Below are 21,980 nucleotides of genomic sequence, written 5' to 3'. Positions count from 1 at the left end.
GTGGCAATGGCCCAGGAACTCGAAATCAAGCTCAGTGTGGCGCAGGCTGATCTCGATCACGCGCTCGCCTGGCTGTTGAGCCAGCCAAATACCTATGAGTCAGACACTCTCCAACTGGGCAATACCTATTACGACACGCCAGGGGGTGACCTCAACCGACAGAAAACAGCCTTGCGGATCCGCAAAATGGGGAACAAGTCCATCCAGACCCTGAAAACCCGGGGCGAGTTTGTGGATGGCGCCCATCGCCGGCAGGAGTGGGAGTGGCCGCTGATTGGTACGAAGCTCAAATTAGGGCTGATTGCGGACACGCCGGTGGGGCAAAGCGTCAACCTTGCCGCACTGCAACCCGTCTTCGAAACCAATTTTGAGCGCCGGGTGGTAATGATTGAGCAGGGCGAAACCCTGATTGAGGTAGCCCTCGATTCCGGCGAGATCGTGGCTGCGGGCCAGTCGCGACCCCTTAACGAGATTGAATTTGAACTCAAGACGGGAGAACCATCGGCCTTACTCAAATGGGCGAGAAGGCTGGCGGACGAAGTGCCTGTATTTCTTAACCTGGTCAGTAAGGCCGAGCAGGGTTATTACCAGGCAGGGCTTTATCGACCGGTGGCGGAGGCGAACACGCATTCAGAGTTCACAGTGAACGATTTCCTGTTTCTGTTAAGTGCGTCCTGGCTAACCAGCCAGCCGATACCTGTCGACAAAGATGAGCTTGGTGCGATCAGCCGGCTGGCAAGTGCGCGCGGTGTTGAAACTCTGTATCAGCAAGTGATCCGGTCTCTCGCCGAGGGAGCGACTGTCAACGACCTCGCTGCTGGCAAGGCGCTCGGGCAGCTTCAACTGGCCATTGCCGCAGGCTAGTGCCGCTACGTGGGAGTTTCCTGATCTGCAGTGTTTGCCGCTGAGGATTCCTCTTTTGCGGCCTGATCCTGCAAATCGTGCCATTTTTTGATGAATTCTCGGTAGCGGGCCAGAGCCTCTTCAACCACGCCTACGTCAGGCGTTTCACTGGACTTCACCAGCACGATCAGCCCCTTGCCTTCGACCTCCTGTTCCGTCGGTGGGTGGCAGACCACGTCGTTGTTATCGTCGATATAGGCCAGCGCGGTGCCAATGCCATGGCGGATAAGCGCGCTGACAATGTCTGCCCAGGTCAGGTCATCCAGTTTGATTTCGTAGCGGTGGGGATGGTCGTTCTGGTAGTTGAACAGATCTTCCAGCACTTTTTCGGACCCGGGGGCTACCACTGACCGGACCATGATTTCAGGGTAGGTCCGGACCGGACGGATTACGGTCCGTACCCCCGTAGCGGTGAAGCGCGAGCGGTTTTCGTCCCGGACACATTCAGCGGTGATTTTTTGCCCAAGGTTGGATTCGCTCAGGCGGTGGACGATGTCAAAGGTCAGGCTGTCAGAGGACGGGTCCGACTCGTCGGCGGCCAGTACAATGATATGTCGTGCGCTGCCTGCATGTACTGCCTTCAGGGCGTCGGGATCGCTGCCGGAACCATGGAAATGCACGAGGCCGTGGTCCGCCAACTCCGGGGGCAGTCCGTTGGGAAAGTGACGCGTCAGTATCATGATAGGGACAGTTTCGTAGCCCGGAACAGAGCGCATCTGTGAGGCAAAGCGTGAAAAATACTGCTCGCCGCCGGTTTGTGGTGTGTTGATGATAATAATGTGGTCTTTCATGGCGTATATCCAGCGTCCGGTTAGGATGCGTTCCCGGCGGTAGAACCGGTACTCGATGTAATCACTCACAATCAGTGTTAACAGGGTGATTGCACCAACGAACATCATAAGGATGGTGCTGACCCTGCCTATATAGGTTTCCGGGGCAAAGTCGCCGTAACCCACGGTCACCAACGTGGTCATGGTCATCCAGGTGGATTCGAACAGCGTGAGATCTTCCGCTGTCCAGATAATCAGTACCTGGGCGATCAGTAACCCTGCAAGAATGGTGAAGAGCCGTTTGATGCGGGAGCGGATAATCCCGGACATGGGCAGGTGGGAGAGCTGGTGTTCCGGGTTCAGCGGCCGGCGATTCCTCTGCATCAGTATCCTTGCAACGGTTCAGTCGGGAGAGAGTTCGTTATACAGTACGGGAAATATAACAGACACACAGGGGTTTGCATTATGTCCGAGCCTTGGCGCTCACTACCAGAGGTGTTGGCAAAGGATGTGGCTGCTGCCTGGCCTTCGATGTTTCCGGAGGGCGTACCAGAGTTCCTGCAAGCTTCTGGTGGGGTTTCCGATGAAGATGTTGCCCAGGCCATTGCCCGTAGCCTGTTTCTGCGGCAAACCCTGGAGCGTCGCCCGGAGCAGGTGGCCTCTCTGTGTTCGTCGCGGCCGCTGGCAGAGCCTACTACCAATGATTATCTGCGCCAGCGCTGGCAGGAATTTCTGTCTGAAGTGACGGATGAACGCAGCCTTCACACGGCCCTGAGGCGTTTCCGCATGGAAATCCAGTTCCGCATAATCTGGCGGGACCTGATGCGCTGGGCAGACATGGCCGAAACCATCGCTGCCACCAGTGATTTTGCTGACACCTGCATTCAGGGCGCGCTGGACTGGCTGTATGACGACACCTGCGAGCAGTCAGGGACTCCCTGGGGCATGAACCCCACGACCGGGAAGGAAGGCCCGCAACCATTGATTGTCCTGGGTATGGGTAAGCTGGGGGGGCATGAACTGAATGTATCCTCTGATATAGATCTGATTTTTGCGTTTCCGGGTAAAGGCGAGACCCGGGGCGGACGCCGATCTATCGATAATCAGCAATTTTTTATCCGCCTGGGGCAACGGCTGATCCAGGCTCTGGACCAGATCACTGCCGATGGTTTTGTGTTCCGTGTGGACATGCGCCTGCGGCCCTATGGGCAAAGTGGGGCGCTGGCCCTGAGCTTCGCCGCCCTGGAAACCTATTATCAGGACCAGGGCCGGGACTGGGAACGCTATGCCATGGTGAAGGCCCGGGTGGTAGCCGGTGATCAGGAGGCGGGGCAAATTCTGATGGACAGCCTCAAACCCTTTGTTTACCGCAAGTATATTGATTTCAGCGCGTTTGAGTCCTTGCGCAGCATGAAATCCATGATCAGCCGGGAAGTGCGCCGCAAGGGCCTGGAAAACAATATCAAGCTCGGCAATGGTGGTATTCGTGAGATCGAGTTTGTGGTCCAGGCCTTTCAGCTTATAAGGGGCGGCCGCGACAGGGAGCTTCAGCAACGCGAACTGTTGGTGATTCTTAAAGAACTGGAAGAGCTGGAACTGCTGCCATCGCCGGTAGTGAAAGAACTGAAAGCCGCGTACGTTTTCCTCCGCAATCTGGAACATGCTCTGCAGGGTATGGAAGACAAACAGACTCAGCTGTTGCCGGATAACGACGTGGCTCGGGCCCGTGTAGCGCTGATCATGGGGTTTGATGACTGGACAGCCTGTGCTGCGGAACTGGAAAAGCACCGCGAAAGGGTGGCAACGCACTTCGCGGACATCATTGCCATTGAAGACGAGGAGCACGAAACCGCAGCGCTGGATGAAGGCTGGCAGGAGCTCTGGTTGGGTGAGATGGATGAGGAAGCGGCAACGGCGTGGCTCCGGGAGCACGAGTTTGAGGACCCGGAAGGCAGCTACTCCGCCCTGAGTGACCTGCGCGAAACCCGCACTCTTCAAACGCTGCAAACCCAGGGGCGGCACAGGCTCAACAAGTTCATGCCGGTGTTGCTGGAAGCGCTCACCCACGTGGACGGGCCCTCCCAGACTCTGGTCCGGGTTCTGCAGCTTGTGGAAGCCATCCTGCGCAGAACCGCCTACATGGTGCTGCTGATGGAAAACCCGGGAGCCCGAGCTCAACTGGTTCGCCTGTGCAGCGAAAGCCCCTGGATTGCAAGCCAGCTGGCTGAAACCCCTTTGCTGCTGGATGAACTCCTGAACGCCGAGAGCCTGTACAGCCCGCCGGCGAAAACAGAGCTCCAGGACGACCTGCGCCAGCAAATGCTGCGGATTCCCTTCGAGGATCTCGAGGAGCAGATGGAAACCCTGCGGCACTTCAAGAAGGCGCACATCCTGCGGGTTGCTGCCTCGGAGATCCGGGAAACCCTGCCGCTGATGAAAGTCAGCGACTACCTGACGTGGATCGCGGAAGTGGTTCTGGATCATGTGGTGGACGTGGCCTTTGCCAACCTGGTCAGCCGCCATGGTTACCCCCGGCGCAAGGATGGCTCCGCCTGTGACACCGATTTCGCCATCATCGGATACGGAAAACTGGGCGGTATCGAACTGGGTTATACCTCGGACCTGGATCTGGTGTTTATCCACGACGCTGACCCCGAACAGTCAACGGACGGCGACAAGCCCATCGACAATGCAGTGTTCTATACCCGGCTGGGCCAGAGAATCGTGCATATCCTCAACACCCAAACACCTTCGGGGCAGTTGTACGAAGTGGATATGCGCCTGCGCCCCTCTGGAAATTCGGGGCTGCTGGTAAGCACCTTGACCGCTTTCGAGAAATACCAGCGTAACGATGCGTGGACCTGGGAGCACCAGGCCCTGGCCCGCGCTCGAGGTGTGGCCGGTTGCAAGGAGACCCTGGAGTCCTTTGAAACGCTGCGGAGCGACATCCTGTGCCAGCAGCGGGACCGGGACAAATTGAGGGAAGAGGTCGTGAGCATGCGCGAGAAAATGCGTGCGTCGCTAGGCACACCTCAGATTGAGGGCAAGAACCCGGAGGTTTTCCACACCAAGCACGATTTCGGTGGCATCATCGATATCGAGTTCATGGTGCAATACCTGATGCTGGCCTGGTGCTCGGAATATCCGGAGTTGACCCAGTGGTCCGATAATATCCGACAGATGGAAGAGCTGGGCCGGGCCGGTATTTTACCGGTTGAGGACACGGAAAAGCTGAGAGAGGTATACATCACCCTGCGTTCTACCATTCACCGGCGCGCGCTGCAGAACCTGAACAGTCAGGTGGCAGGGGATGCGTTTCCCGAGGAACGTGACTACATCCAGAGTATGTGGAACCAGGTAATGCTGGGGTGATGTCGAGGTGATATAAGAGTGATTGGGCCTCTTCGTAAGGCCGGGATTTCCTGCTAGAATGCCGGTTTCCCGAAAAGAGCGCTTTAGGAGCAGAAACAATGTCGATGGCTGATCGCGATGGCTTCATCTGGCTGGATGGTGAAATGGTTCCCTGGCGGGAAGCCAAAACCCACGTGCTGACCCACACACTGCATTACGGCCTGGGCTGCTTCGAGGGTGTGCGCGCCTACAGCACCGAGAAGGGCGCTGCAATTTTTCGCCTGAAAGAACACACCGACCGTCTGTTCCGCTCCGCCCATATCCTGAACATGACCATGCCGTTCAGCAAGGACGAGCTGAATGCCGCCCAGTGCGCAGCGGTTCGGGAGAATAATCTGGATGAGGCCTACCTGCGCCCGATGGTGTTCCTGGGCTCAGAAGGTATGGGTCTGCGTGCCGATAACCTGAAGGTGCACGTAATGGTCGCCGCCTGGAGCTGGCCCTCCTACATGTCACCGGAGGCCAAGGAGCTGGGCATCAAGGTTCGTACGTCTTCGTACACCCGGCACCACGTCAACATCACCATGTGTAAGGCGAAGGCCAACGGCAACTACATCAACTCCATGCTGGCGCTGAACGAGGCCATTGCAAGCGGTTGCGAAGAAGCCCTGTTGCTAGATAACGAAGGCTATGTTGCCGAGGGGTCCGGCGAGAATATCTTCATTCTGCGGGATGGTGTTCTGCACACCCCGGAGCTGACGTCCTGCCTGGAAGGTATCACCCGCCAGACCATCCTGGATTTCGCAAAAGAATTGAACATTCCGGTAAAAGAGCGCCGCATTACCCGGGATGAAGTCTATATCGCGGATGAGGCGTTCTTTACCGGCACCGCTGCGGAAGTACTGCCGATTCGTGAGCTGGACGGCCGTGTGATCGGTGCGGGCAAGCGTGGCCCGCTGACCGAGAAGCTGCAGGGTATGTACTTCGATGCCGTGAAGGGCAAGAGTGCGGCTCACTCACAGTGGCTGACACCGGTAAACGGTTAACCTCGTAATCCATTAACAACACCTGCAGGAAGAGCAAATGGCAGACGTTATCAAAGTGCCGGTCTCCTTCGGCGAAGTGCTGGACAAGATCACCATCCTGGAAATCAAATCCGAAAGGATTGCAGATCCGGAGAAGGTCAACAACGTTCGCCTGGAGCTGGACGAGCTGAGCGCTACCTGGAACGAGGCAGTGCAGGACCAGGCCGCAATTGCCGACCTTCGCAAGCAACTGAAGGCGGTCAACGAGGAGCTCTGGGAAATCGAAGACGACATCCGCGACCAGGAAGCAGCCCAGGACTTTGGCTCCCGGTTCATTGAGCTGGCCCGTGCCGTGTATGTCACTAACGACAAACGCGCCGCCATCAAAAAAGAAGTGAATCTGGCCCTGGGCTCCCGCTTCGTCGAAGAAAAGTCCTACCAGGACTACACCGCCCGCCAGTAATTGCCCTGCAAACCGTAGGTCGGATTAGCAAAGCGTAATCCGACCAAACCGGCGCCGGACTCAGAAAACCGCCGCCGGTTATCCTTTTGCCCTCTGAGCCTCAACCCACCGATCCAACATCCCGGTAACATCCTCCACCGACACCATCTCCATCGCCCCCTCAAACTCAGCCTTGGCCCCCCAGCGAGCCTCCTCGACCGTTTTCCCCGTAAACCGCTCCAACGCCTCCGGATAACGATTCACACACCAGTCGAGCGAGTTGTACGGCCCCGAACGGTACGGATTGCTTGCAGCATAAATGCCAAGCACATCCGTGCCCATCGCACTGGCAATATGCGCTGGCCCTGTATCCGGCGCCACTGCCAGATCAGCATGACTCAACAGGGCCGCCAGTTGTTTCAGCGTATCCTTGCCACAAATGTTGTGCGCCTGTTCTTCCATAACACTTTCAATGGACGCGCAAAATTCGGCTTCAAACGGCGCAGGGCTCCCGACCAGAATTACCTTCATACCATGAACACGTATGGCGTGATCGGCCAATCGTGCATACCGTTCCGCCGGCCAGTTGCGCAGAGTGTGGCTAGCGCAAGGGCTGATCACCAGGTTTTTGCGGTCGTTTGCCAGTTGCTGGCGTGCAAACTCATGATCTTCTTGACTCAGAGGGATGACCCATTTTGGTGCGGCTGATTGCAGCCCCAGAGGCTCAAGAAAGCTCGCCAGACAGTCCCGCACATGCTGTTGCGGGGCGGGGGCAATCCGACGGTTAATGAAGAGACTGTGCAGGTCCTTGCTGCGGGCCTTGTCGTAACCGACTTTCACTTTGGCAGGAATCATCGCCGCCGCCAGGTTGGCGCGGAATGCCACCTGCATATGCAGGAGGGCATCAAACTTCCGGGCTTTCAGGGTGTTGCGCAGGTCAGCGTAGCCCTTCCGGCCGGCTTTCTTATCGAAAATGACAAACTCGACACCCGACAGGTCGCCAATCAGTTTGGCTTCAATCTTGCCGATCACCCAGGTGATTTTCACGCTAGGTAACTGCTCCTGAAGGCTCAGGACCACAGGGATGACATGCGTGACGTCGCCAATGGCGGACAGGCGTAATATGCAGATGGAGTTGATCAAGTTACGGTCCGTTTCCAATCTTTAACTGCTGGATGTGGAGCCGGGCGAGGCTCATTGGTAAACTGTGCGCCATTCTAGCCTACTGGGCTTTTAACGTCTTTACCCGGCCGCCCATGGTTTGCCGGGCCGAGGGTACCGATCTTTTGACAGAGACAGCGGGCAATACAGGTTCCGGAAAGTCAGTACTGCTGGTATCGCCGGAGTTTGAAGGTGTTACTGAGTCGTGGTTTTCTCCAGAGTTTTGGGGGGAGTGTGCTGAGCCTGTTGTCGCTGGCGGGCGGGGAAGTGCGTGGTTTGTACAGTCTCCAGACGGCCCGTTGGTTCTGAGGCACTATAGGCGGGGCGGTTTCGCAGCCCGTTTCTCCAGGCGTCAATATCTGTTCACCGGATACAGCAGATCCCGTTCGTTTTTGGAGTTCAACTTGCTGAGCGTATTGCTTGAAAAAGGCCTGCCTGTGCCCAAGCCGGTGGGCGCGCTTGTCAGTCGCCATGGTGCTTTGACCTATGAGGCCGCCATTCTCATCGAGCGGATCACGGATGGTGTACCTATGCCGGAGCATGCGTCTCTCGACCGCGAGGATTTGTGGCGGCGCGTTGGCATGACTATCGGCTTGTTTCATCGTGAAGGGCTGGACCACGTGGATATGAACTGCGACAACATCCTGGTGGCTGGAGAGAGAATATATCTTATTGATTTTGATCGTTGCAGGCTCCATACACAAGCCTGGGGAAGTGCAGGTTGGAAGGGAGACAATCTTCGACGATTGCATCGGTCAGTGAACAAACGTATACAGTCCCTCTCTAACCAGCGGCGAGATAATCTGTGGCAGGTTCTTATGGCGGGTTATTACGAGTCCTGAATGAGGTTTGACACTCATAACATGTCGTTTAGAAAATTTGATGAGCCGATTGATGCTGTTGTTACGTGGGTCGACGGTGAAGATCCCGTGCACGAGAAGAAGCTCGAATCCTATCTGGGGCCCCGCGCGAAAAAACGGCCGAAAGCAGCGGCAAAGACTCGCTATGCAGACAGGGGCGAGCTGGAGTATTGCATCGCATCTTTGGTTCACTTCGCTCCGTGGCTCAGGCGCATTTATGTTGTAACAGACGAGCAGACGCCAGGGTTTTTAGAGTATGTAGATCCTGAGTTGGCTCAGCGTGTGAGCGTGGTGGACCATAAAGTAATCTTTCAGGATTTTCACCATAACCTGCCGACATTTAATAGCCTCTCGATCGAGACCATGTTGTGGCGGATACCAGGGTTGGCCGACAATTTCATTTACTTCAATGATGACTGTTTTCTTATCAAAGCCGTTGAGCCAGACAACTTTTTTATTGATGACGGGGTAGTGCTTCGGGGGACATTCAGGTCGCCGGTCAGGCAGCGACCAATGAGGAAACTCGCTCGATTGCTGGGAAGAGGGCGACCTACTCGGCGTACATTGCAATCTGAAGCTGCAGCGCTGGCCGGGGTAGCTGATCAATATCTCGACGTTGATCACATTCCGCATCCAATGCGTGTGAGCACCTTTCGTGATTATTTTGCTGAGCACCCGGAACAGCTGGGCCGAAACTCTTCTTTCCCTCTGAGAGATGTGCGGCAGTTCTGGCCTATCGCCCTCGCCAATCACCTTGAATTGAAACACCAAAGTGCGCAGATTTCGTCTTTACCGAAGTCTCTGTATTTGAGTGCCTCCGCGGGGACTTGTGATAAAGAAGCCCTCACGAGTGTGGAAGAAAATCCTGACTGTAAATTTTTATGCGCGCAAAGCCTGGACAATGTCAGTGATGAGTTTCTGAGTTTCTGGAAAGCATGGATGGACAAAACAGTTGGTCGTTTAACGAGGGCGCCCAATTGAGTTATCTCGTTTCACACCAATCGACTCATCCTCCGTTGAAAAACTCCTTCCGCATACAACACTGGATTAGCGTTTTCCTGATGTTGTTCCTTACATTTTCCTTGCTCGTGCCATGGATTGCTTTTTACAGGGCTTTTTTGTTCGTGGGGGTATTGCCCCTGGTTTTGTGGGCTTGTGTGCGTCGTGACACTTGCACCGGCATCAGTGATCGCTCGGGCTGGTTGGCGATCGCTCTTATCGGATATGTGGCCGTAGGCACATTCGCTCCTGCAGGATTGGCGACGGAGGATCAGTACCAGATCGTTCGGTGGGCTTTCAGTACTGGCGTTTTTGTGTTGGCGGTGCTTGCAGCATCACAGCGGTGGCTTCTTCAGCCGCTTCTTTACGCCCGTGTTCTGGTTTGTATTGCTATCTTCAGCGGGGTTTTGGCAATTGGGAATTACCTTTGGACGGGGCAGTACCCAGCTCGGTTCAGCGGATTTGGTTTTCTTAGCCATCCCATATTGGGGCCTGCCTCATTGATGAGTTTGTGGGCTATTGGCATGGTCATGTATCGGGTGGATGAGCACCGGACTCGATTTGACTATGCGATCATAGGGATGTCGCTACTAGTTGTGCTTATCGTTGTTATTCTTTCGCAAAGTCGCGGGCCGTTGGTGGCGTTTCTGGTCTTTCTGTTTGCGTTCTCGCTTTCCGCGCAGCTTGTGAGCGGAAAGGCAAGGCGTTGGCGTTACTTCTGGTGGCTGCTAGGTGGGGTGCTGTTCTTCGTTGTTCTCTTCACTTTGTTCTTTGATGATTTGTTGGCCAGAATGACTGCGAGAGGTTTGTCATACAGACCGCTGATATGGCTGGCTGTGCTACAGAAACCCCCCGAAATGATTTTGCTCGGAGCAGGAATGGCGTCAGACTTTACAACCTCTGAAGCAGGCAAGTTGCTGTATGAGCAAGCGGGCATAAAAATCAAGCACCCCCATAACTTGATTCTGGGGGCCTTTCACTACTCAGGTATCATTGGTCTGGGCCTGTTTTTATCGCTTTTAGCTTGGGTTGTGGTGAGAATTCTTCGCCTGTCTGGTCAGTACGGTAGTCGATTAAGGCCATTTGCTTTGGGTCTTTTTGTACTGATCTTATTGTTAAATATGACCGATGGGCATCGGGTCGTCGCCCCGCCAAGTCCTGACTGGCTCTTCTTTTGGCTTCCGTTTACCTTTCTAGTCGGCCTGGTCAGATATTTTGAGAGCAAAGAAGTCTGAGTTGATGTACTAGCGCCGGAGTTCGCTCCCTTACACAAGGTGTGGTATGCCTGATTCTTTTGATTATCGTAGCTACCGTGTGCTTACCTATATTGACGCTAATACAAGTCGGCGTCTCCTCGATGCGGTTGTGGATGGTACAGTCATACAGAAACATGTTTTTCGCGATAACTGGAGGACCTTGAGTGCGAAGCTGGATTTTGAGGGCAGGTCGTTACTCCTTAAAGTTCCTCGCGCCCGCAACACACGCCGTTGGGAGCGGTTTCTAACGCGCTTCAGGGGAAGTGATGCGTTTCGCACGTTCCTTCATCTTGAAACGATGGCCTCGATGGGATTTCGCGCACCCCAGCCGGTTTTGGCAGCCGAGCTTCGATCTAAAGGCGTCGTCGTGGACTCCTTTGTATGCTACAGGTTTGTCGAAGGCCGGCCGGCAGAGTTAGGCGACGCCGATAAGGTTTTAGACGCGCTAAGAGCACTTCATCAACGGGGCTATCTTCGCAGTGACGCACAGCTGGCTAACTTCCTGATGGTAGAAAATTGTGTGGTTTTTATTGATTTTCGATTGAAAAAACCTAGAGTTTTGCCGAAATTGCAAAAGGCCAGAGAGATAGCCCGGTTTCTGCGGAGCTGTCCTGAGAGTCGATCGCTCCTTTCGCCTCAAGAGGCTTCATCTGGATGGCTATGGCTGGCATCGCGCCTGGAGGACATCAGTTTCGGATTGAGAAATTTGAAGCGACGATTAAGGGCACGAAGGAAACCGTAGCGGCGATAGCGTTCGCTACGTTAAACGGCTCCCCCTGATTTCAAGGTAATGGATTATATGAAAAAAGCCGTACTTTTTTGTCCTTCCCGCGTCTGGGGGGGAATCGAAAAGAACGTGCATCTCAGGGCTCGGTTTCTGGGTGCCTCGGGGGTGCAGGTTTATGTGGTTCTGCTAGAGGGTTATTTTGCCGAGCGCTTTACCAATATAGATAACGTCGAGACGATAGAGGTCAAGTCCCGAGGTGGGGATTTAAATCTGTTTGTGTTGGCGAACTATGTAAGTATCCTAAAGAGAATAAGCCCGGATGTTGTTTTTTCAGCCCTGAAAAAAGATTGGTGGCTTGTCACATTGGCCTCACGGCTCGCAGGGGTAAACCGCGTTGTACTTTATTTAGGTATTGCGCGGAGAGTAAAAAGCCCGATCAAATACTTTGTCATTTTCCGACTAATGAAATCCATTTTAATGGTGAACAGTGACTCCCTGAAGAATGAGATGTTGAAGTACCCCACATTCTTTAATGAACGCAATGTGGTCAGGGTTTACAACGGATTTAATCTGCCTCCGTCCGAAGGGGAGCCGCTAGATTTCAGAGCGTTGCTGGATCTCCCCCCTGAAACGGTAATTGTCGGTTGTGCTGGCCGTTTCAGCCCCCAGAAGGGCTTCGATTTATTGCCCAATATTCTCTCATACCTGCCGGAAAACATACATGTTGTCCACGCCGGTGAAGGCGAGTTCGAGGAGGACATTAAAGCGGCAATCAAGGGGCGCCCGGAGTCCCGGAGAATTCATTTTCTTGGCTATCAGGGCGATATGCATGCGTTCTTCAAGGGCATCGATCTTTTCCTTCTATGCTCCAGAAATGAAGGAATGGCGAACGTGCTGAATGAAGCAATGAGCTATGGCAAACCGGTAGTTTCCACCCGTGTTCCGGGAAGCGAAGAGTTACTGGCTCACGGTAAGTATGGTGTGCTGGTTGATGTAGATGATGTGGAATCCATGGCCAACGGAATTCGCGCTATCAGTGAGGGAAAAACGGTGTTCTCTCCCGCCGCGCTTCGTCAGTGGATTGGTGACGAATTCAGTCTGCAGCGAATGATTCGTGAGACAAACCGACTGTTTTTTGAAGCTGAGTTGCGCTGAGTGCAGCCAGGAGAAAGCACAGGTATACGCGTTTCCCCCAGAATTAAGGATGTTATTTGGCGATCAAGTATAAGCTTCGGGCGTTTTGGATAGATGCTTTCAACTGGTTAAGGTTTGGTCCCCGCGCTCCACGCTATGCTGAGCGTATCTGGGTTAATCCGGCTCACTGTAGTCGTTACATTGAGGCTGCGGATCTCGCGGATTATTTCGGGTCCAGGGTTCGGCAGATGTCAGGGAAGGTGGTCTCTGACTGGCCAGTCTCACTGGAACAACCTTTTGAGAATCACCCGAAACTGACTTACTGCTGGTCGCGTTGGCGAGATGGCAAGAGCTGGAATGATGCTGGTGCTATCGATTTCATGTTGGGACGAATTGCCGTGTCGCCAACTGGCGTCACTGATCAGTGCCGCACACCTGATGATGTGCAGCGGCGCTTTGAAACTCTGGACAAAATTTGGGCGAATGTCCGAAACGGAGGGGCCTTGCCGTCACGCGGGGAGCTGGTTCCCGGTAACTTTCGTGAAGTTGGGGGAGTTCTGATGCACATTGGTCCGGGCGGAGAACCGATCTTTTCTGGTGCCGGCTGTCACCGGTTTGCCATGGCATTGATGCTGGATAAGCCCTTCCCGGCGCAGATTGGTATTGTCCACGTTTCAGCTTTGGGTGCCTTGTCGGGGTTGCGTTCGAGGTCTTAGGGCTGCGACAGGAATGCCTCGACGACCACCTTGGAGCTAAAGGCTTCAAGCCAGTCGGGCTTCACCTCCACAGGCAGCATCGCAGCGACAGACTCAAGCCCCCGGGCCAGCCCCTCAGCCGTACGCGGTGTTAGGTACTTTTCCAGATCCCCACGAAAAACGTCCGTGACGCCACCGCGGCTTTCGACCGATAGGATGGGTGTGCCACAGGCCAGAGCTTCGGTCAGTACGATGCCGAGCCCTTCATACTCAGACGCCAGAACAAACAAATCCGCGTGCTTCATCCAGGGGTAGGGATTCGCCAGCTTCCCGGCAAACACGACGCGATCTGCAATTCCCAGGTCTACCGCTTTTTTCTGAAGCTCTGACAGCAGGCGGCCTTCGCCGACAATTACCAACTGATGGGGGATTCTGGCTTTCGAGAAAGCTTCAAGAAGCAGTTCCTGCCCTTTCTGCGGGACCAGGCGCGCGACATTGAGAATGTAAGGTTCCTCGAGTATGTCAGGGTCATTTTCCCGGGCAAGCGCGCTGATCCGCTCCACCGGGCAGGGGTTGGTGATCACCCGCAGGCTTTTCGGCGCGATATCCCCTTTGTCAAAGGCTTCACGGGCGGAAGCCAGAACACCGGATGAGACGCAGGCCAGATGGCGGTTGTGGAACACCAGCTTCCATTCCAGCTTTTTCTGCCAAAGCGGACGGTCGTAATGGATGACGTTTTCCAGAACGTACACATTGCGGTCGTCCCGGAACGACCAGAAGTATTTAAAGGTGCCCAGCCCCCGGAAAACGATCCGGTCGAAGCGCCCGAAACGTTGCTCCAGGGAGCGGATATGGCGCTTGAGCAACCAGCCACTGAGCCAGCCCACCCACATGAAATGGGACTTGGGTAACAGCACGCCCAGTACCAGCCGGGAGAGCAGGAACACCGGAATGCCAATGACGGATTTCATCAGCGCCTGGAACTGGTCGAAATGGTGCAGGTGGACCGACGGGTTGGCAGGGCTGAGATCATTGGGGCGATTGCGGCAGGACAGCAGGTGACTCTCGTGGCCTTCATCCGCAAAGGCGTCAGCCAGATTTACGGCAACCCGCTCCATTCCGCCCATTTTCAGGCTGTGAATGACGACCAGTGTCCTCATGCAGCCGGGCTCTTCTTGATTCCATTTTCCGCCCAGAAGGTGCGGTTTTCTTTCACTGCCTTGCGGATAGCGCGGTTCCTGGCCCAGATCTCCGGTTTTGAGTAGCCCCGGGCATGGTCCAGGTGCAGGCACACGGTGCTGTAGCGGATTTGTTTTGACTTGTGGCCGTAGTTCCAGAGGCGCTCGCCCAGTTCCCGGTCCAGGCCGCCATATTGCATGTCTTCGTTGAAGCCGTTGACGGCGATCAGGTCTTTTGTCCAGGTGGAACTGTTCATGCCGTTCCAGCTGGAGGCAGCCGGTGTGATGGTATTCAGCAACTTCTTTTTCAAAGAGGAACGGGAGAGTTTCCAGAGCTTATGGTTCTTCGGCTGTCCCTTGCTGACGAGCCATTGCGGGTCAAAGATGACGCCACTGCGGATATCTTCGTCCGAGATCGCTTCGGACACTGGCATGGTGAGTTTGATGTACCCGCCGGACAGAAAGTGCCCCGGTTCGGCCAGCCGCTGGTGCGTTTCGATAAAGGTTGGCTCCGGTATGCAGTCGCCGTCGGTGAAAATCAGGTAGTCGCAGTCGGTTTCGCTGATGGCTTTGTTGAGAATCTGGCATTTTCGAAAGCCATTGTCCTCGTGCCATACATGGTCAAGCTGAAGGATGCCGCGTTCGCGGAACTTGTCTATCAGGGCGCGGGTTTCGTCCGTGGAGCCGTCGTCGGCAATGATTACCCGGAAGTCCTTTTGGCTCTGGTTTTCATAACCCGTCAGAACCTTACTCAGCCATAACGGGGAATTGTAGGTGGTGATGACAACACCAATGCGTTCTGGGGACATGAATCCGGCCCGGCCTTTTTCAGGGAAACAGACAGTCGTCGAGACTGGTTCGGTACGCGGATTATACAGTTTTAGTTCCGCACAGGCACCGGCTGTAACCGCGGGATTTACTTACACACGTGCCCGGGTCTGTAGGGGTGTGGCAGGCCGGTCGGCCGATGACGGAAACGTTTGTATTCCCACTGGTACTGTTCTGGAATCTCACGCACTACGTTTTCAATTGACTTGTTGAGCGCGGTGGTAGCGGTGACCGGGTCGGGGTCGGCGATCCCATGTTCGCATTCACGAATCACCAGCCGGAAGCCCTGGCCGTCTTTCAGGCGCTCGGAGTAGGTCATCAAGGGTTTGGCACCGGATTTCTGCAGCAGTTTGGATACCAGCGTCATGGTGCGTACATCCATTCCGAAGAAAGGTGCGTAGGCGGTGCCTTTGCCTCGCGGGCTCTGATCCGGGAGTATACCGGCCACTTCACCTTCGCGCAGCAGGGCGATCAGCCTTGCCAGGCCACGACGGTCGCCACGAACCAGCTCCGACCCCATGCGACCGCGAACCCGAATCATGTAGTCTTCAAATTCCCTGATATGCGGGGGGCTGTAGAGCGCGGCCATACGGTAACGGGAGGAAAAATACAGGCCGGTGAGCTCCCAGTTCCCCAGATGTGGGGCCAGCAGCAATAGACCTCGGCCACCTTTCTTTGCTTCGGCCAGCAGTTCCTCGCCCTCGATCTCGCGGATCAGCCCAAGGCAGCGTTCCACCGGCCATTCCCACATCAATGGAATTTCCATCATGGTCTGGCCGGTATGGCGCAGGCTGGAGCGGATCAAGCGATGACGCTGCTCGTCCGTCAGTTCCGGGAAGCAGATTTTCAGGTTGATGTCAGTGGTTTTACTTGACTGGGTTTTGAACATCCAGCTTGTCATGCCCAGAAAGCGGCCAATGAGCTGGGCGCCACGCAGGGGCAGTTTTCCGGCTAACCGGAGAGCAGTGATCAGTAGCGTTGCTTTGGAAATGGCCATAATCCGGAGGACAATCAACAGGAAACAGGATGAGCGGAAGCTACCACCATCCCGCGTGGGCGGCAAGTTTGGTGAACGGCCGGTGGATGTTCACAGTTTCTGGGAGGCTTCCCAGCTTTCACCGGATGCGCAGGTTTCCCATTTGATCCTGAGGTAAAACCGCTTGATACGGCGGGAAATATATCGCCGGCGCCAGGCGGGGAAGGCCGCCAGTTTGTCTGGTATGAAAGGGGCGCCAAGCCCGTCCACCAGAAACAGTTCCGGCTGGCCCTTCCTGTCGGCAATCACCAGATTATGGGGCAGTAGGTTGCGGGTGAGGATGCCGGTATCAGTGAGCCAGTCACAGAACCGCTCGGCAGCATTTTTAACAGGTTGGTCGAAGCCCCGGCGCTTCACATAGGCTTCGAGTGTTTCGGCCGGTTGGCCATCGCTTCCTGTAATAATTTCGCTGACATTCGCCATGCCAAACGAGGTGTCTGTGTTGCCGTGGAAGCGGGGGAGGTGCTCCCACACCAACTGACTACGGCCATGGGCAATCAGAGTTCTGATGGCCAGCTGCTGGTGTGCCCTGAGCTCCTGCCGGTTGTCGTCGATTCTGGCTCGTCCGAGTGCTTTTTTAGGCAAGGGCTGCCGTTGAAAGCGGGCCTCAATGTTTTCAGGGCGGAGAACTTTGAGACACAATGCGGGATCATCCGGGTGCCGATAGCAGTGCCGGTTGTAACCAGACGCAAAGGGCTCGAGGCCCGAAAGGTCAATCATTGCAGAGACACCACACATTATGAACGGTTGTATTGCCTACGGTGATTGCAATACCGAGGGGTTAAAAGATTACCACGAACCGGTTTGGCCGGAGATGGTAGCAGAACACCTGGGCCTGGCTCTCACCAATTGTGGTCACACCATGAGCACAACCCGCGAATTGCTGCGCTATGCAGAGGCTTTTCCGCCACGGAATTATAAGCTGGCGTTTATCCAGTACGGCCTGGTTGACTCCTGGCTGACCTTCCGTGGGGCGCCTTATGTCCTCTATTACCCGGACAGTCCCCGCCGCAAGCTGGCCAGGAAACTGGTCAAGAAGCTGAAAAAATGGGCCCGCAGCTTTCACCTGCAGGATCGCTGGGGTGCAGTGGAGCAGGTGCCGTTGGAGGAATATCTTGGCAATATTGAACAGGTGGTTCGTTCCGCTCCTGACACGCTTTTCGTGCTGGTGGCCACGCCGCCCAATCTGGATGAGCCTAGAAACCCACTTATAGAGCGCTACAACGAGGGGATAAAGTACCTGGCCACGCAAGAGCCCAATGCAGTCAGCGCAGACGCCTACCATCGGCTATGGCAGCGGAAAATGAGTACCCTTATGACGGACGGTACGCACCTTACTTTTGAGGGGCATCGGCTCGTGGCCGAGACGGTGATCAATGCCTTGCCGGCATACTGGCAAGCAGTTCCCGATAGAAATCTTCAGTCTTCGACACCATGGTTGCAAGGCTGAGTTGCGCCCGAGCCTGCCGGAAGCTTTCGCTCTGTAGATCTGCCAGCGAGTCGGTATCCGCAAGAGCGTTCCTTATCAGTCTGGCAATATCGTCAACTCCATCCGAAGTTGAAATAAATTGTTGAGGCAGGAAGTCCTTCACGCCACTGACAGGGGTGGACAGAACCGGACAGCCTGCCATCAAAGCCTCCACCATGATGTAAGGAAAGCCTTCCCGGCTGGAGCTAATGATGCAGGCCGTGGCCGCCTTGAGCCAGGGAAATACCCGGGGTTCATGACCCGGAAGGAAAATGCGGTCTTCGGCGCCCAGTTCCCGGACCAATGCGGTGAGCCGTGCCTGCTGGCCGCCCTCTCCAAGAATCACCAGCTTGCCATCCCAATCTGCCTTAACCCACGCCTGGATCAGTCGATCGAACTGTTTGACCTGTTCGAGGCGACCTGCCGCCAGGAGCAAGGGTCGCTCAGTTGGAACAGGAATCTCGGGCGTAATACGGTCATCAAGATTGGCGTCCTCCGGGGGCAGCATGCCGTTAAAAATCAGTCGGGCATTGGGGTGTGAAGTGGAGTTTATGATTTCACGGCTGACGCCAATTACGCCATCCAGCCTGTCGAAGGCTTTGTGAGAACGTTTTGTGCCATGAAGCGTGCCAACGGTTATCCGGCCATGGCGCTCAACGGTACTGGTCAGACTCGCGGCCTTGTTGCCCTGGGCATGGATAATGTCTGGCTTTAGGGCACGGAGGGTTTTTCGCAGGCGGTATCGGAGCCACAGGTTGCGTCGGCCAAGCTGGAACGGCTGCGAATGGAAAAGAACGGGTTCCGGAAAGCGTTTGCTATAGGCGGGATGGGCCAGCACGTGAACCGTGTGGCCCCGTGCTGCAAGGGCGTTCGCCAGGTCTGCAGTGTGTTTTTCCATCCCGCCCCAGCCAGTGCCGGGGGTGGCGATCATCAGCGCAACGGTCAGCAGGCCGCGGGTCGCCATTATTGAGCCTGTTTCCGGGCCAGCAGGTTTTCATAAACCTTGAGAGTTGTTTCGGTCTGAGCCTCCAGCCGGAACCGCCATGGAATCTCGATCTCAGGTTCGGGCTTGTCGATCAGTGACAGCGTGGTCTGGGCAAACTGCTCAATGTCGTCTGGCGGTACCAGCCCCTGGGGAAAACAGGCACGAAGGGTTTCGGCGGCGCCACCACGATCGAAGGCGGCGACGGGGGTGCCGGAGGCCAGCGCCTCGGTAACAGTACGTCCGAAGGGCTCTGGTTTGGTGGACATGTGGCACACCACATCTGCCAGCAGGTACAGGGTGGTCATGTCATTGCGTTGCCCAAGGAAGCTGACCTTATCGGTCAGGTTCAGGCGGGCCCGTTCCTTTTCAAGCTCTTCCAGGAAGTGCTCTTTGCCAGGCTCAGCGCCGCCGACGATTATGCCATGACAATCCGGCCGTTCCTGCACCAGTTGCGCCACCATGGCCAGGAAATCCAGCTGACCTTTCCAGCGCGAAATGCGCCCGGGCATCATGATGATTTTCTGGTGCGCCAGTTGTGGATACTGCCGGAGCCAGCGCTCCAGCCATTGTGGACTGAGCTCCCGCTGCCGGAAGGCATCTACATCCACTCCCCGTTGGATGACGGTCAGTTTTTCTTCCGGTACCGGGTAATTGTTCAGTACATAATCCTTCACACACCCGGATACGGCGATTATGTGGTCCGCACGGGTCATGATGGCGCTGTAGGGAGTGACGGAATACATGCCGTGAAAGGTGGAGACAACGGCCGGCCGCTCATTCGCCGGAATGCTTTTCAAGGCAAGCCAGATGATCCAGGCCGGCATGCGCGAGCGGACATGCACAATATCCGGCTTCAGCTCCAGCAGTAGATTCCGCATGGGCAGAATTTGCCCGAAAGAGGCAGGGCTCTTTCGGTGTATAGGCATAAAAATGTGTTTGGAGCCTTGCCCACGCAGCTGTTCGGCCATGGGCCCGCCCTTTGATACCACAAAGGATTCGTGGCCGCGCTTGACCAGATCAGCAGCGAATTCCACAGTGCCCCGTTCAACGCCGCCGCTGTAGAGTGCGGGCAAAGCCTGCAGAATCCTCAATGCTTACCTCCCTTCAGGAAATGGTTTATCAGCCATCGTGCGACCCGGTCTGCTTCCCACAGTTGATGGGATCCTGGCAGTTTGCCTGCCATCACCGAGGCATGATCACTCCAGCGCGCAACGTACCCTTTTTCCACCAGGCTGGCCATGCCATGGGCGACCCGGCTGTTTGGTTTGGGCGCCAGTTCAAAAAGGCCGGTGGGAACGCCGGAGGTGGCGGCCTCACAAGCCATGGAAGCGCTGTCCGGTGTGACCCAGACGGCGCGGGATGCGGCCAGTTGGTGGGGCAGCCAGCTTGCGTGGGTTTGTGCCGGGTCCACCACGGTGACTTTGGGGCCTGCCAATTCCTGCAGTTGCTCGAGGAGGGATTCCGGTGTGCGGCGGGAACCGCTGATGGTCCAGCGCCACTCCGGATACTGCCCCATAAGTTGAGCCACTTGCCCCAGTACTACGTCATCATCCCACTCGAAATGGGCCGAGGGGCCGCCGATTAGAATCAGACCCTCGGGTTTGTCGGTAATGCGTGCCAAAGGCGTGATGGCGTTGATTGCCCCTTGGGTGATGAGGATGTGTTTGTCAGGTTTGACGGCGTCGTGCTCGGGAATAATGGCTGCATCGACCCAACCGAGGGGAAACCCCGGCTTCATCACAACGACCGTTTTTGTTTTCCGCTGGCGTCGCAGGGACAGCAGCAGGCGATGGGTACCGCTGCCGGCGGCGATAATCAGCGTCGGAGCTCCCAGGGTTTTATCCATGGTCGGGGCAATGCCCAGTATTGCCCGCCAAAGGGGGACTGACATTTTCGTGGCATCAATTTCAGTTACATTGGCTCCGGCAAGCACGCGTAAACGATTGCCTAGCCCTTTGAGCTGGTTACGATGCCCGGGCTTGTTGTCTGTGAGAAGCCAGACGACCGGCGCTGGCGGGCTGGAGCGATCAGTTGTCACGGCAGTTGCCGTCCATGGTTCGTTAGAGAGTGCATTCAGTTTCCTTGCTTACCGTAGAGATCCGGGTCTTCTTTTGAAGGCCGGGTCTTGAAGCGCCGGTGCATCCAGAGGTATTGGTCGGGGTGCCGGCGGATCTCATTTTCAATGGTGTGGTTGACCAGCGTAGCGTCCGCCATATCGTCTCCGGAAGGGAAGTTCGCCAGCGGGGGATGAAAGTAGATGTCGTACCCGGGTTCATGTTCCCGGCGGAAATGGCTGAATGGCACCACGGCACACCCACTGCGGTCGGCTATCCGCGAGGTGGCGGTAATGGTGCCGGCAGGCACACCGAAAAACGGCGCAAACACGATGCCTTTGCGGCCATAATCCTGATCCGTCGCGTACCAGACGATACGATTGTTTTTGAGCTGTTTGAGCAATCCCCGCAGATTCCTGCTGTCCAGCGCCACGCCGTAGCGGCGCTCTCTGGCGCGGGTCATGACGGCGTTCATGAGCGGATTGTTGTGGTCTCGCTGCATCACATCTGCCTCTATAAACTCTGTGACCAGGCTGCCCCCCAAGTCCAGAGTGCTGTAATGACCGCCCAGAAGAAGAATGCCCTTTCCTTTCGCCAGGGCATGGTCCACATGCTCGAGCCCGTGCACCTGGGTGATGGGAATGAAAGAGGTGGGATTGCGGAACCAGGCCAGTCCAATCTCCATCACGCCGATGCCGTTGGCTTTGAATGATTTTTTAACCAGCGCCTGCTGTTCCTGCTCAGACAGCTCAGGGAAGCACAGACGTATATTGACCTCCGTAATATGGCGCCGCCGGGCCGCAAAGCGATAGGCAAGGTCGCCAATACGCCTGCCCAGCCACCACTGGATTCTGAGGGGAAGCCGCGCGGTCAGCCACATCAGGGCAATACCCATCCAGGTAGGCCACCAGCGTGGATGGAGGTAGCTGGAATAGCGGGTGTCGCGGGATTTCTGTTTGCGTTTGGTCACTTGTTTCGCAGCCTGATGGTGTTCCGGTAACAAGAACAGGAGTTTAGCAGCACGACTCTCATCCGCTAAAGCAGCAATCTCCGCAACTTGCGGAAAACGATGGATTCTGCGCCGCAGACTCTGACATTGGCTTTATGT

Annotated in this window: 21 protein-coding genes; 11 read left to right on the top strand and 10 right to left on the bottom strand. The window is 55.8% G+C overall.

Translation table 11 applies throughout. The features are described from left to right. The first annotated feature begins 6 nt into the window (after positions 1-6). A complete protein-coding gene (locus tag FO268_RS18285) occupies positions 7-864 on the top strand; it encodes a CYTH domain-containing protein (RefSeq protein ID WP_150994674.1) in 858 nt (285 codons plus the stop codon). A gap of 5 nt (positions 865-869) precedes the next feature. Here the strand turns inward: FO268_RS18285 and FO268_RS18280 are convergent, their stop codons facing one another. Then, the gene (locus FO268_RS18280; protein ID WP_150994673.1) at positions 870-2,057 is read right to left on the bottom strand and encodes a potassium channel family protein; all 1,188 of its coding nucleotides are present in this window, start codon (positions 2,055-2,057) and stop codon (positions 870-872) included. Positions 2,058-2,138: 81 nt separating this feature from the next. Between FO268_RS18280 and glnE the strand changes: the two genes are divergently transcribed. The 3 genes from glnE to FO268_RS18265 all read left to right on the top strand — a co-directional run bounded on the left by glnE (position 2,139) and on the right by FO268_RS18265 (position 6,512). Then, on the top strand, positions 2,139-5,045 hold the full coding sequence (glnE, locus tag FO268_RS18275) for a bifunctional [glutamate--ammonia ligase]-adenylyl-L-tyrosine phosphorylase/[glutamate--ammonia-ligase] adenylyltransferase (protein ID WP_150994672.1): 2,907 nt from the start codon (positions 2,139-2,141) through the stop codon (positions 5,043-5,045). 98 nt (positions 5,046-5,143) lie between these two features. Continuing rightward, positions 5,144-6,070 (top strand): branched-chain amino acid transaminase, encoded by a 927-nt coding sequence (locus tag FO268_RS18270; RefSeq protein WP_150994671.1) that lies wholly within the window; start codon positions 5,144-5,146, stop codon positions 6,068-6,070. A gap of 37 nt (positions 6,071-6,107) precedes the next feature. Continuing rightward, positions 6,108-6,512 (top strand): DUF6165 family protein, encoded by a 405-nt coding sequence (locus FO268_RS18265; protein ID WP_150994670.1) that lies wholly within the window; start codon positions 6,108-6,110, stop codon positions 6,510-6,512. Positions 6,513-6,590: 78 nt separating this feature from the next. Here the strand turns inward: FO268_RS18265 and FO268_RS18260 are convergent, their stop codons facing one another. Next, complete coding sequence (locus FO268_RS18260; protein WP_150994712.1) at positions 6,591-7,631, bottom strand: glycosyltransferase family 9 protein; 1,041 nt, start codon at positions 7,629-7,631, stop codon at positions 6,591-6,593. Positions 7,632-7,666: 35 nt separating this feature from the next. Here FO268_RS18260 and FO268_RS18255 point away from each other — a divergent pair, with 35 nt between their 5' ends. From FO268_RS18255 to FO268_RS18230, 6 genes are all read left to right on the top strand, one after another. Continuing rightward, complete coding sequence (locus FO268_RS18255) at positions 7,667-8,494, top strand: 3-deoxy-D-manno-octulosonic acid kinase (RefSeq protein WP_150994669.1); 828 nt, start codon at positions 7,667-7,669, stop codon at positions 8,492-8,494. A gap of 21 nt (positions 8,495-8,515) precedes the next feature. Next, positions 8,516-9,493 carry a stealth family protein gene (locus FO268_RS18250; RefSeq protein WP_191966992.1) on the top strand — a complete coding sequence of 326 codons (978 nt, stop codon included), beginning with the start codon at positions 8,516-8,518 and terminating at the stop codon, positions 9,491-9,493. Continuing rightward, positions 9,448-10,746, top strand: a complete 1,299-nt coding sequence (locus tag FO268_RS18245) for an O-antigen ligase family protein (RefSeq protein ID WP_150994667.1) — start codon at positions 9,448-9,450, stop codon at positions 10,744-10,746. The genes FO268_RS18250 and FO268_RS18245 overlap by 46 nt, the downstream gene beginning before the upstream one ends. Positions 10,747-10,792: 46 nt before the next feature. Then, positions 10,793-11,509, top strand: a complete 717-nt coding sequence (locus tag FO268_RS18240) for a protein kinase family protein (protein ID WP_150994666.1) — start codon at positions 10,793-10,795, stop codon at positions 11,507-11,509. A gap of 57 nt (positions 11,510-11,566) precedes the next feature. Further along, the gene (locus FO268_RS18235; RefSeq protein ID WP_150994665.1) at positions 11,567-12,649 is read left to right on the top strand and encodes a glycosyltransferase; all 1,083 of its coding nucleotides are present in this window, start codon (positions 11,567-11,569) and stop codon (positions 12,647-12,649) included. Positions 12,650-12,876: 227 nt separating this feature from the next. Then, the gene (locus tag FO268_RS18230) at positions 12,877-13,344 is read left to right on the top strand and encodes a hypothetical protein (protein ID WP_225316839.1); all 468 of its coding nucleotides are present in this window, start codon (positions 12,877-12,879) and stop codon (positions 13,342-13,344) included. Here FO268_RS18230 and FO268_RS18225 read toward each other — a convergent pair. The 4 genes from FO268_RS18225 to FO268_RS18210 form a co-directional block, all read right to left on the bottom strand. After that, complete coding sequence (locus FO268_RS18225) at positions 13,341-14,483, bottom strand: glycosyltransferase (RefSeq protein WP_150994663.1); 1,143 nt, start codon at positions 14,481-14,483, stop codon at positions 13,341-13,343. The genes FO268_RS18230 and FO268_RS18225 overlap by 4 nt on opposite strands. Beyond that, a complete protein-coding gene (locus FO268_RS18220) occupies positions 14,480-15,310 on the bottom strand; it encodes a glycosyltransferase family 2 protein (RefSeq protein ID WP_150994662.1) in 831 nt (276 codons plus the stop codon). Before FO268_RS18220 ends, FO268_RS18225 begins: the two co-directional genes overlap by 4 nt. Positions 15,311-15,417: 107 nt before the next feature. After that, positions 15,418-16,326 (bottom strand): lysophospholipid acyltransferase family protein, encoded by a 909-nt coding sequence (locus FO268_RS18215; protein WP_150994661.1) that lies wholly within the window; start codon positions 16,324-16,326, stop codon positions 15,418-15,420. Between the two features lie 90 nt (positions 16,327-16,416). After that, positions 16,417-17,085: a YrbL family protein gene (locus FO268_RS18210; protein WP_150994660.1), complete on the bottom strand. Its 669-nt coding sequence runs from the start codon at positions 17,083-17,085 to the stop codon at positions 16,417-16,419. 19 nt (positions 17,086-17,104) lie between these two features. On the opposite strand from FO268_RS18210, the gene FO268_RS18205 reads away from it, so the two are divergent. Further along, a complete protein-coding gene (locus tag FO268_RS18205) occupies positions 17,105-17,815 on the top strand; it encodes an SGNH/GDSL hydrolase family protein (protein WP_150994659.1) in 711 nt (236 codons plus the stop codon). Here FO268_RS18205 and FO268_RS18200 read toward each other — a convergent pair. From FO268_RS18200 to lpxL, 4 genes are read right to left on the bottom strand one after another with little or no spacing between them, the layout of a single operon-like run. Further along, positions 17,739-18,797, bottom strand: coding sequence for a glycosyltransferase (locus tag FO268_RS18200; protein ID WP_150994658.1), 1,059 nt, complete (start codon positions 18,795-18,797; stop codon positions 17,739-17,741). The genes FO268_RS18205 and FO268_RS18200 overlap by 77 nt on opposite strands. Then, complete coding sequence (locus FO268_RS18195) at positions 18,797-19,909, bottom strand: glycosyltransferase family 4 protein (RefSeq protein WP_150994657.1); 1,113 nt, start codon at positions 19,907-19,909, stop codon at positions 18,797-18,799. Before FO268_RS18195 ends, FO268_RS18200 begins: the two co-directional genes overlap by 1 nt. Next, entirely contained in the window at positions 19,906-20,856 is a 951-nt protein-coding gene (locus FO268_RS18190; protein WP_150994656.1) for a mitochondrial fission ELM1 family protein, read from the bottom strand. The genes FO268_RS18195 and FO268_RS18190 overlap by 4 nt, the downstream gene beginning before the upstream one ends. Before the next feature lie 35 nt (positions 20,857-20,891). Continuing rightward, on the bottom strand, positions 20,892-21,842 hold the full coding sequence (gene lpxL, locus FO268_RS18185) for an LpxL/LpxP family Kdo(2)-lipid IV(A) lauroyl/palmitoleoyl acyltransferase (protein WP_150994655.1): 951 nt from the start codon (positions 21,840-21,842) through the stop codon (positions 20,892-20,894). Between the last annotated feature and the right edge of the window lie 138 nt (positions 21,843-21,980).

Origin of the sequence: Marinobacter denitrificans (genome assembly GCF_008795955.1) — a bacterium.
Classification (GTDB): domain Bacteria; phylum Pseudomonadota; class Gammaproteobacteria; order Pseudomonadales; family Oleiphilaceae; genus Marinobacter; species Marinobacter denitrificans.
Note: the sequence above shows the minus strand (reverse complement) of the source record. Positions and strands in the feature narration are given on the sequence as shown.

Coding starts and splice junctions, on each gene's coding strand:
- FO268_RS18285 (WP_150994674.1), top strand. CDS start 7: ATGGCCCAGGAACTCGAAATCAAGCTCAGTGTGGCGCAGGCTGATCTC.
- FO268_RS18280 (WP_150994673.1), bottom strand. CDS start 2,057: ATGCAGAGGAATCGCCGGCCGCTGAACCCGGAACACCAGCTCTCCCAC.
- glnE (WP_150994672.1), top strand. CDS start 2,139: ATGTCCGAGCCTTGGCGCTCACTACCAGAGGTGTTGGCAAAGGATGTG.
- FO268_RS18270 (WP_150994671.1), top strand. CDS start 5,144: ATGTCGATGGCTGATCGCGATGGCTTCATCTGGCTGGATGGTGAAATG.
- FO268_RS18265 (WP_150994670.1), top strand. CDS start 6,108: ATGGCAGACGTTATCAAAGTGCCGGTCTCCTTCGGCGAAGTGCTGGAC.
- FO268_RS18255 (WP_150994669.1), top strand. CDS start 7,667: ATGTGGAGCCGGGCGAGGCTCATTGGTAAACTGTGCGCCATTCTAGCC.
- FO268_RS18250 (WP_191966992.1), top strand. CDS start 8,516: ATGTCGTTTAGAAAATTTGATGAGCCGATTGATGCTGTTGTTACGTGG.
- FO268_RS18245 (WP_150994667.1), top strand. CDS start 9,448: ATGGATGGACAAAACAGTTGGTCGTTTAACGAGGGCGCCCAATTGAGT.
- FO268_RS18240 (WP_150994666.1), top strand. CDS start 10,793: ATGCCTGATTCTTTTGATTATCGTAGCTACCGTGTGCTTACCTATATT.
- FO268_RS18235 (WP_150994665.1), top strand. CDS start 11,567: ATGAAAAAAGCCGTACTTTTTTGTCCTTCCCGCGTCTGGGGGGGAATC.
- FO268_RS18230 (WP_225316839.1), top strand. CDS start 12,877: ATGTCAGGGAAGGTGGTCTCTGACTGGCCAGTCTCACTGGAACAACCT.
- FO268_RS18225 (WP_150994663.1), bottom strand. CDS start 14,483: ATGAGGACACTGGTCGTCATTCACAGCCTGAAAATGGGCGGAATGGAG.
- FO268_RS18220 (WP_150994662.1), bottom strand. CDS start 15,310: ATGTCCCCAGAACGCATTGGTGTTGTCATCACCACCTACAATTCCCCG.
- FO268_RS18215 (WP_150994661.1), bottom strand. CDS start 16,326: ATGGCCATTTCCAAAGCAACGCTACTGATCACTGCTCTCCGGTTAGCC.
- FO268_RS18210 (WP_150994660.1), bottom strand. CDS start 17,085: ATGATTGACCTTTCGGGCCTCGAGCCCTTTGCGTCTGGTTACAACCGG.
- FO268_RS18205 (WP_150994659.1), top strand. CDS start 17,105: ATGAACGGTTGTATTGCCTACGGTGATTGCAATACCGAGGGGTTAAAA.
- FO268_RS18200 (WP_150994658.1), bottom strand. CDS start 18,797: ATGGCGACCCGCGGCCTGCTGACCGTTGCGCTGATGATCGCCACCCCC.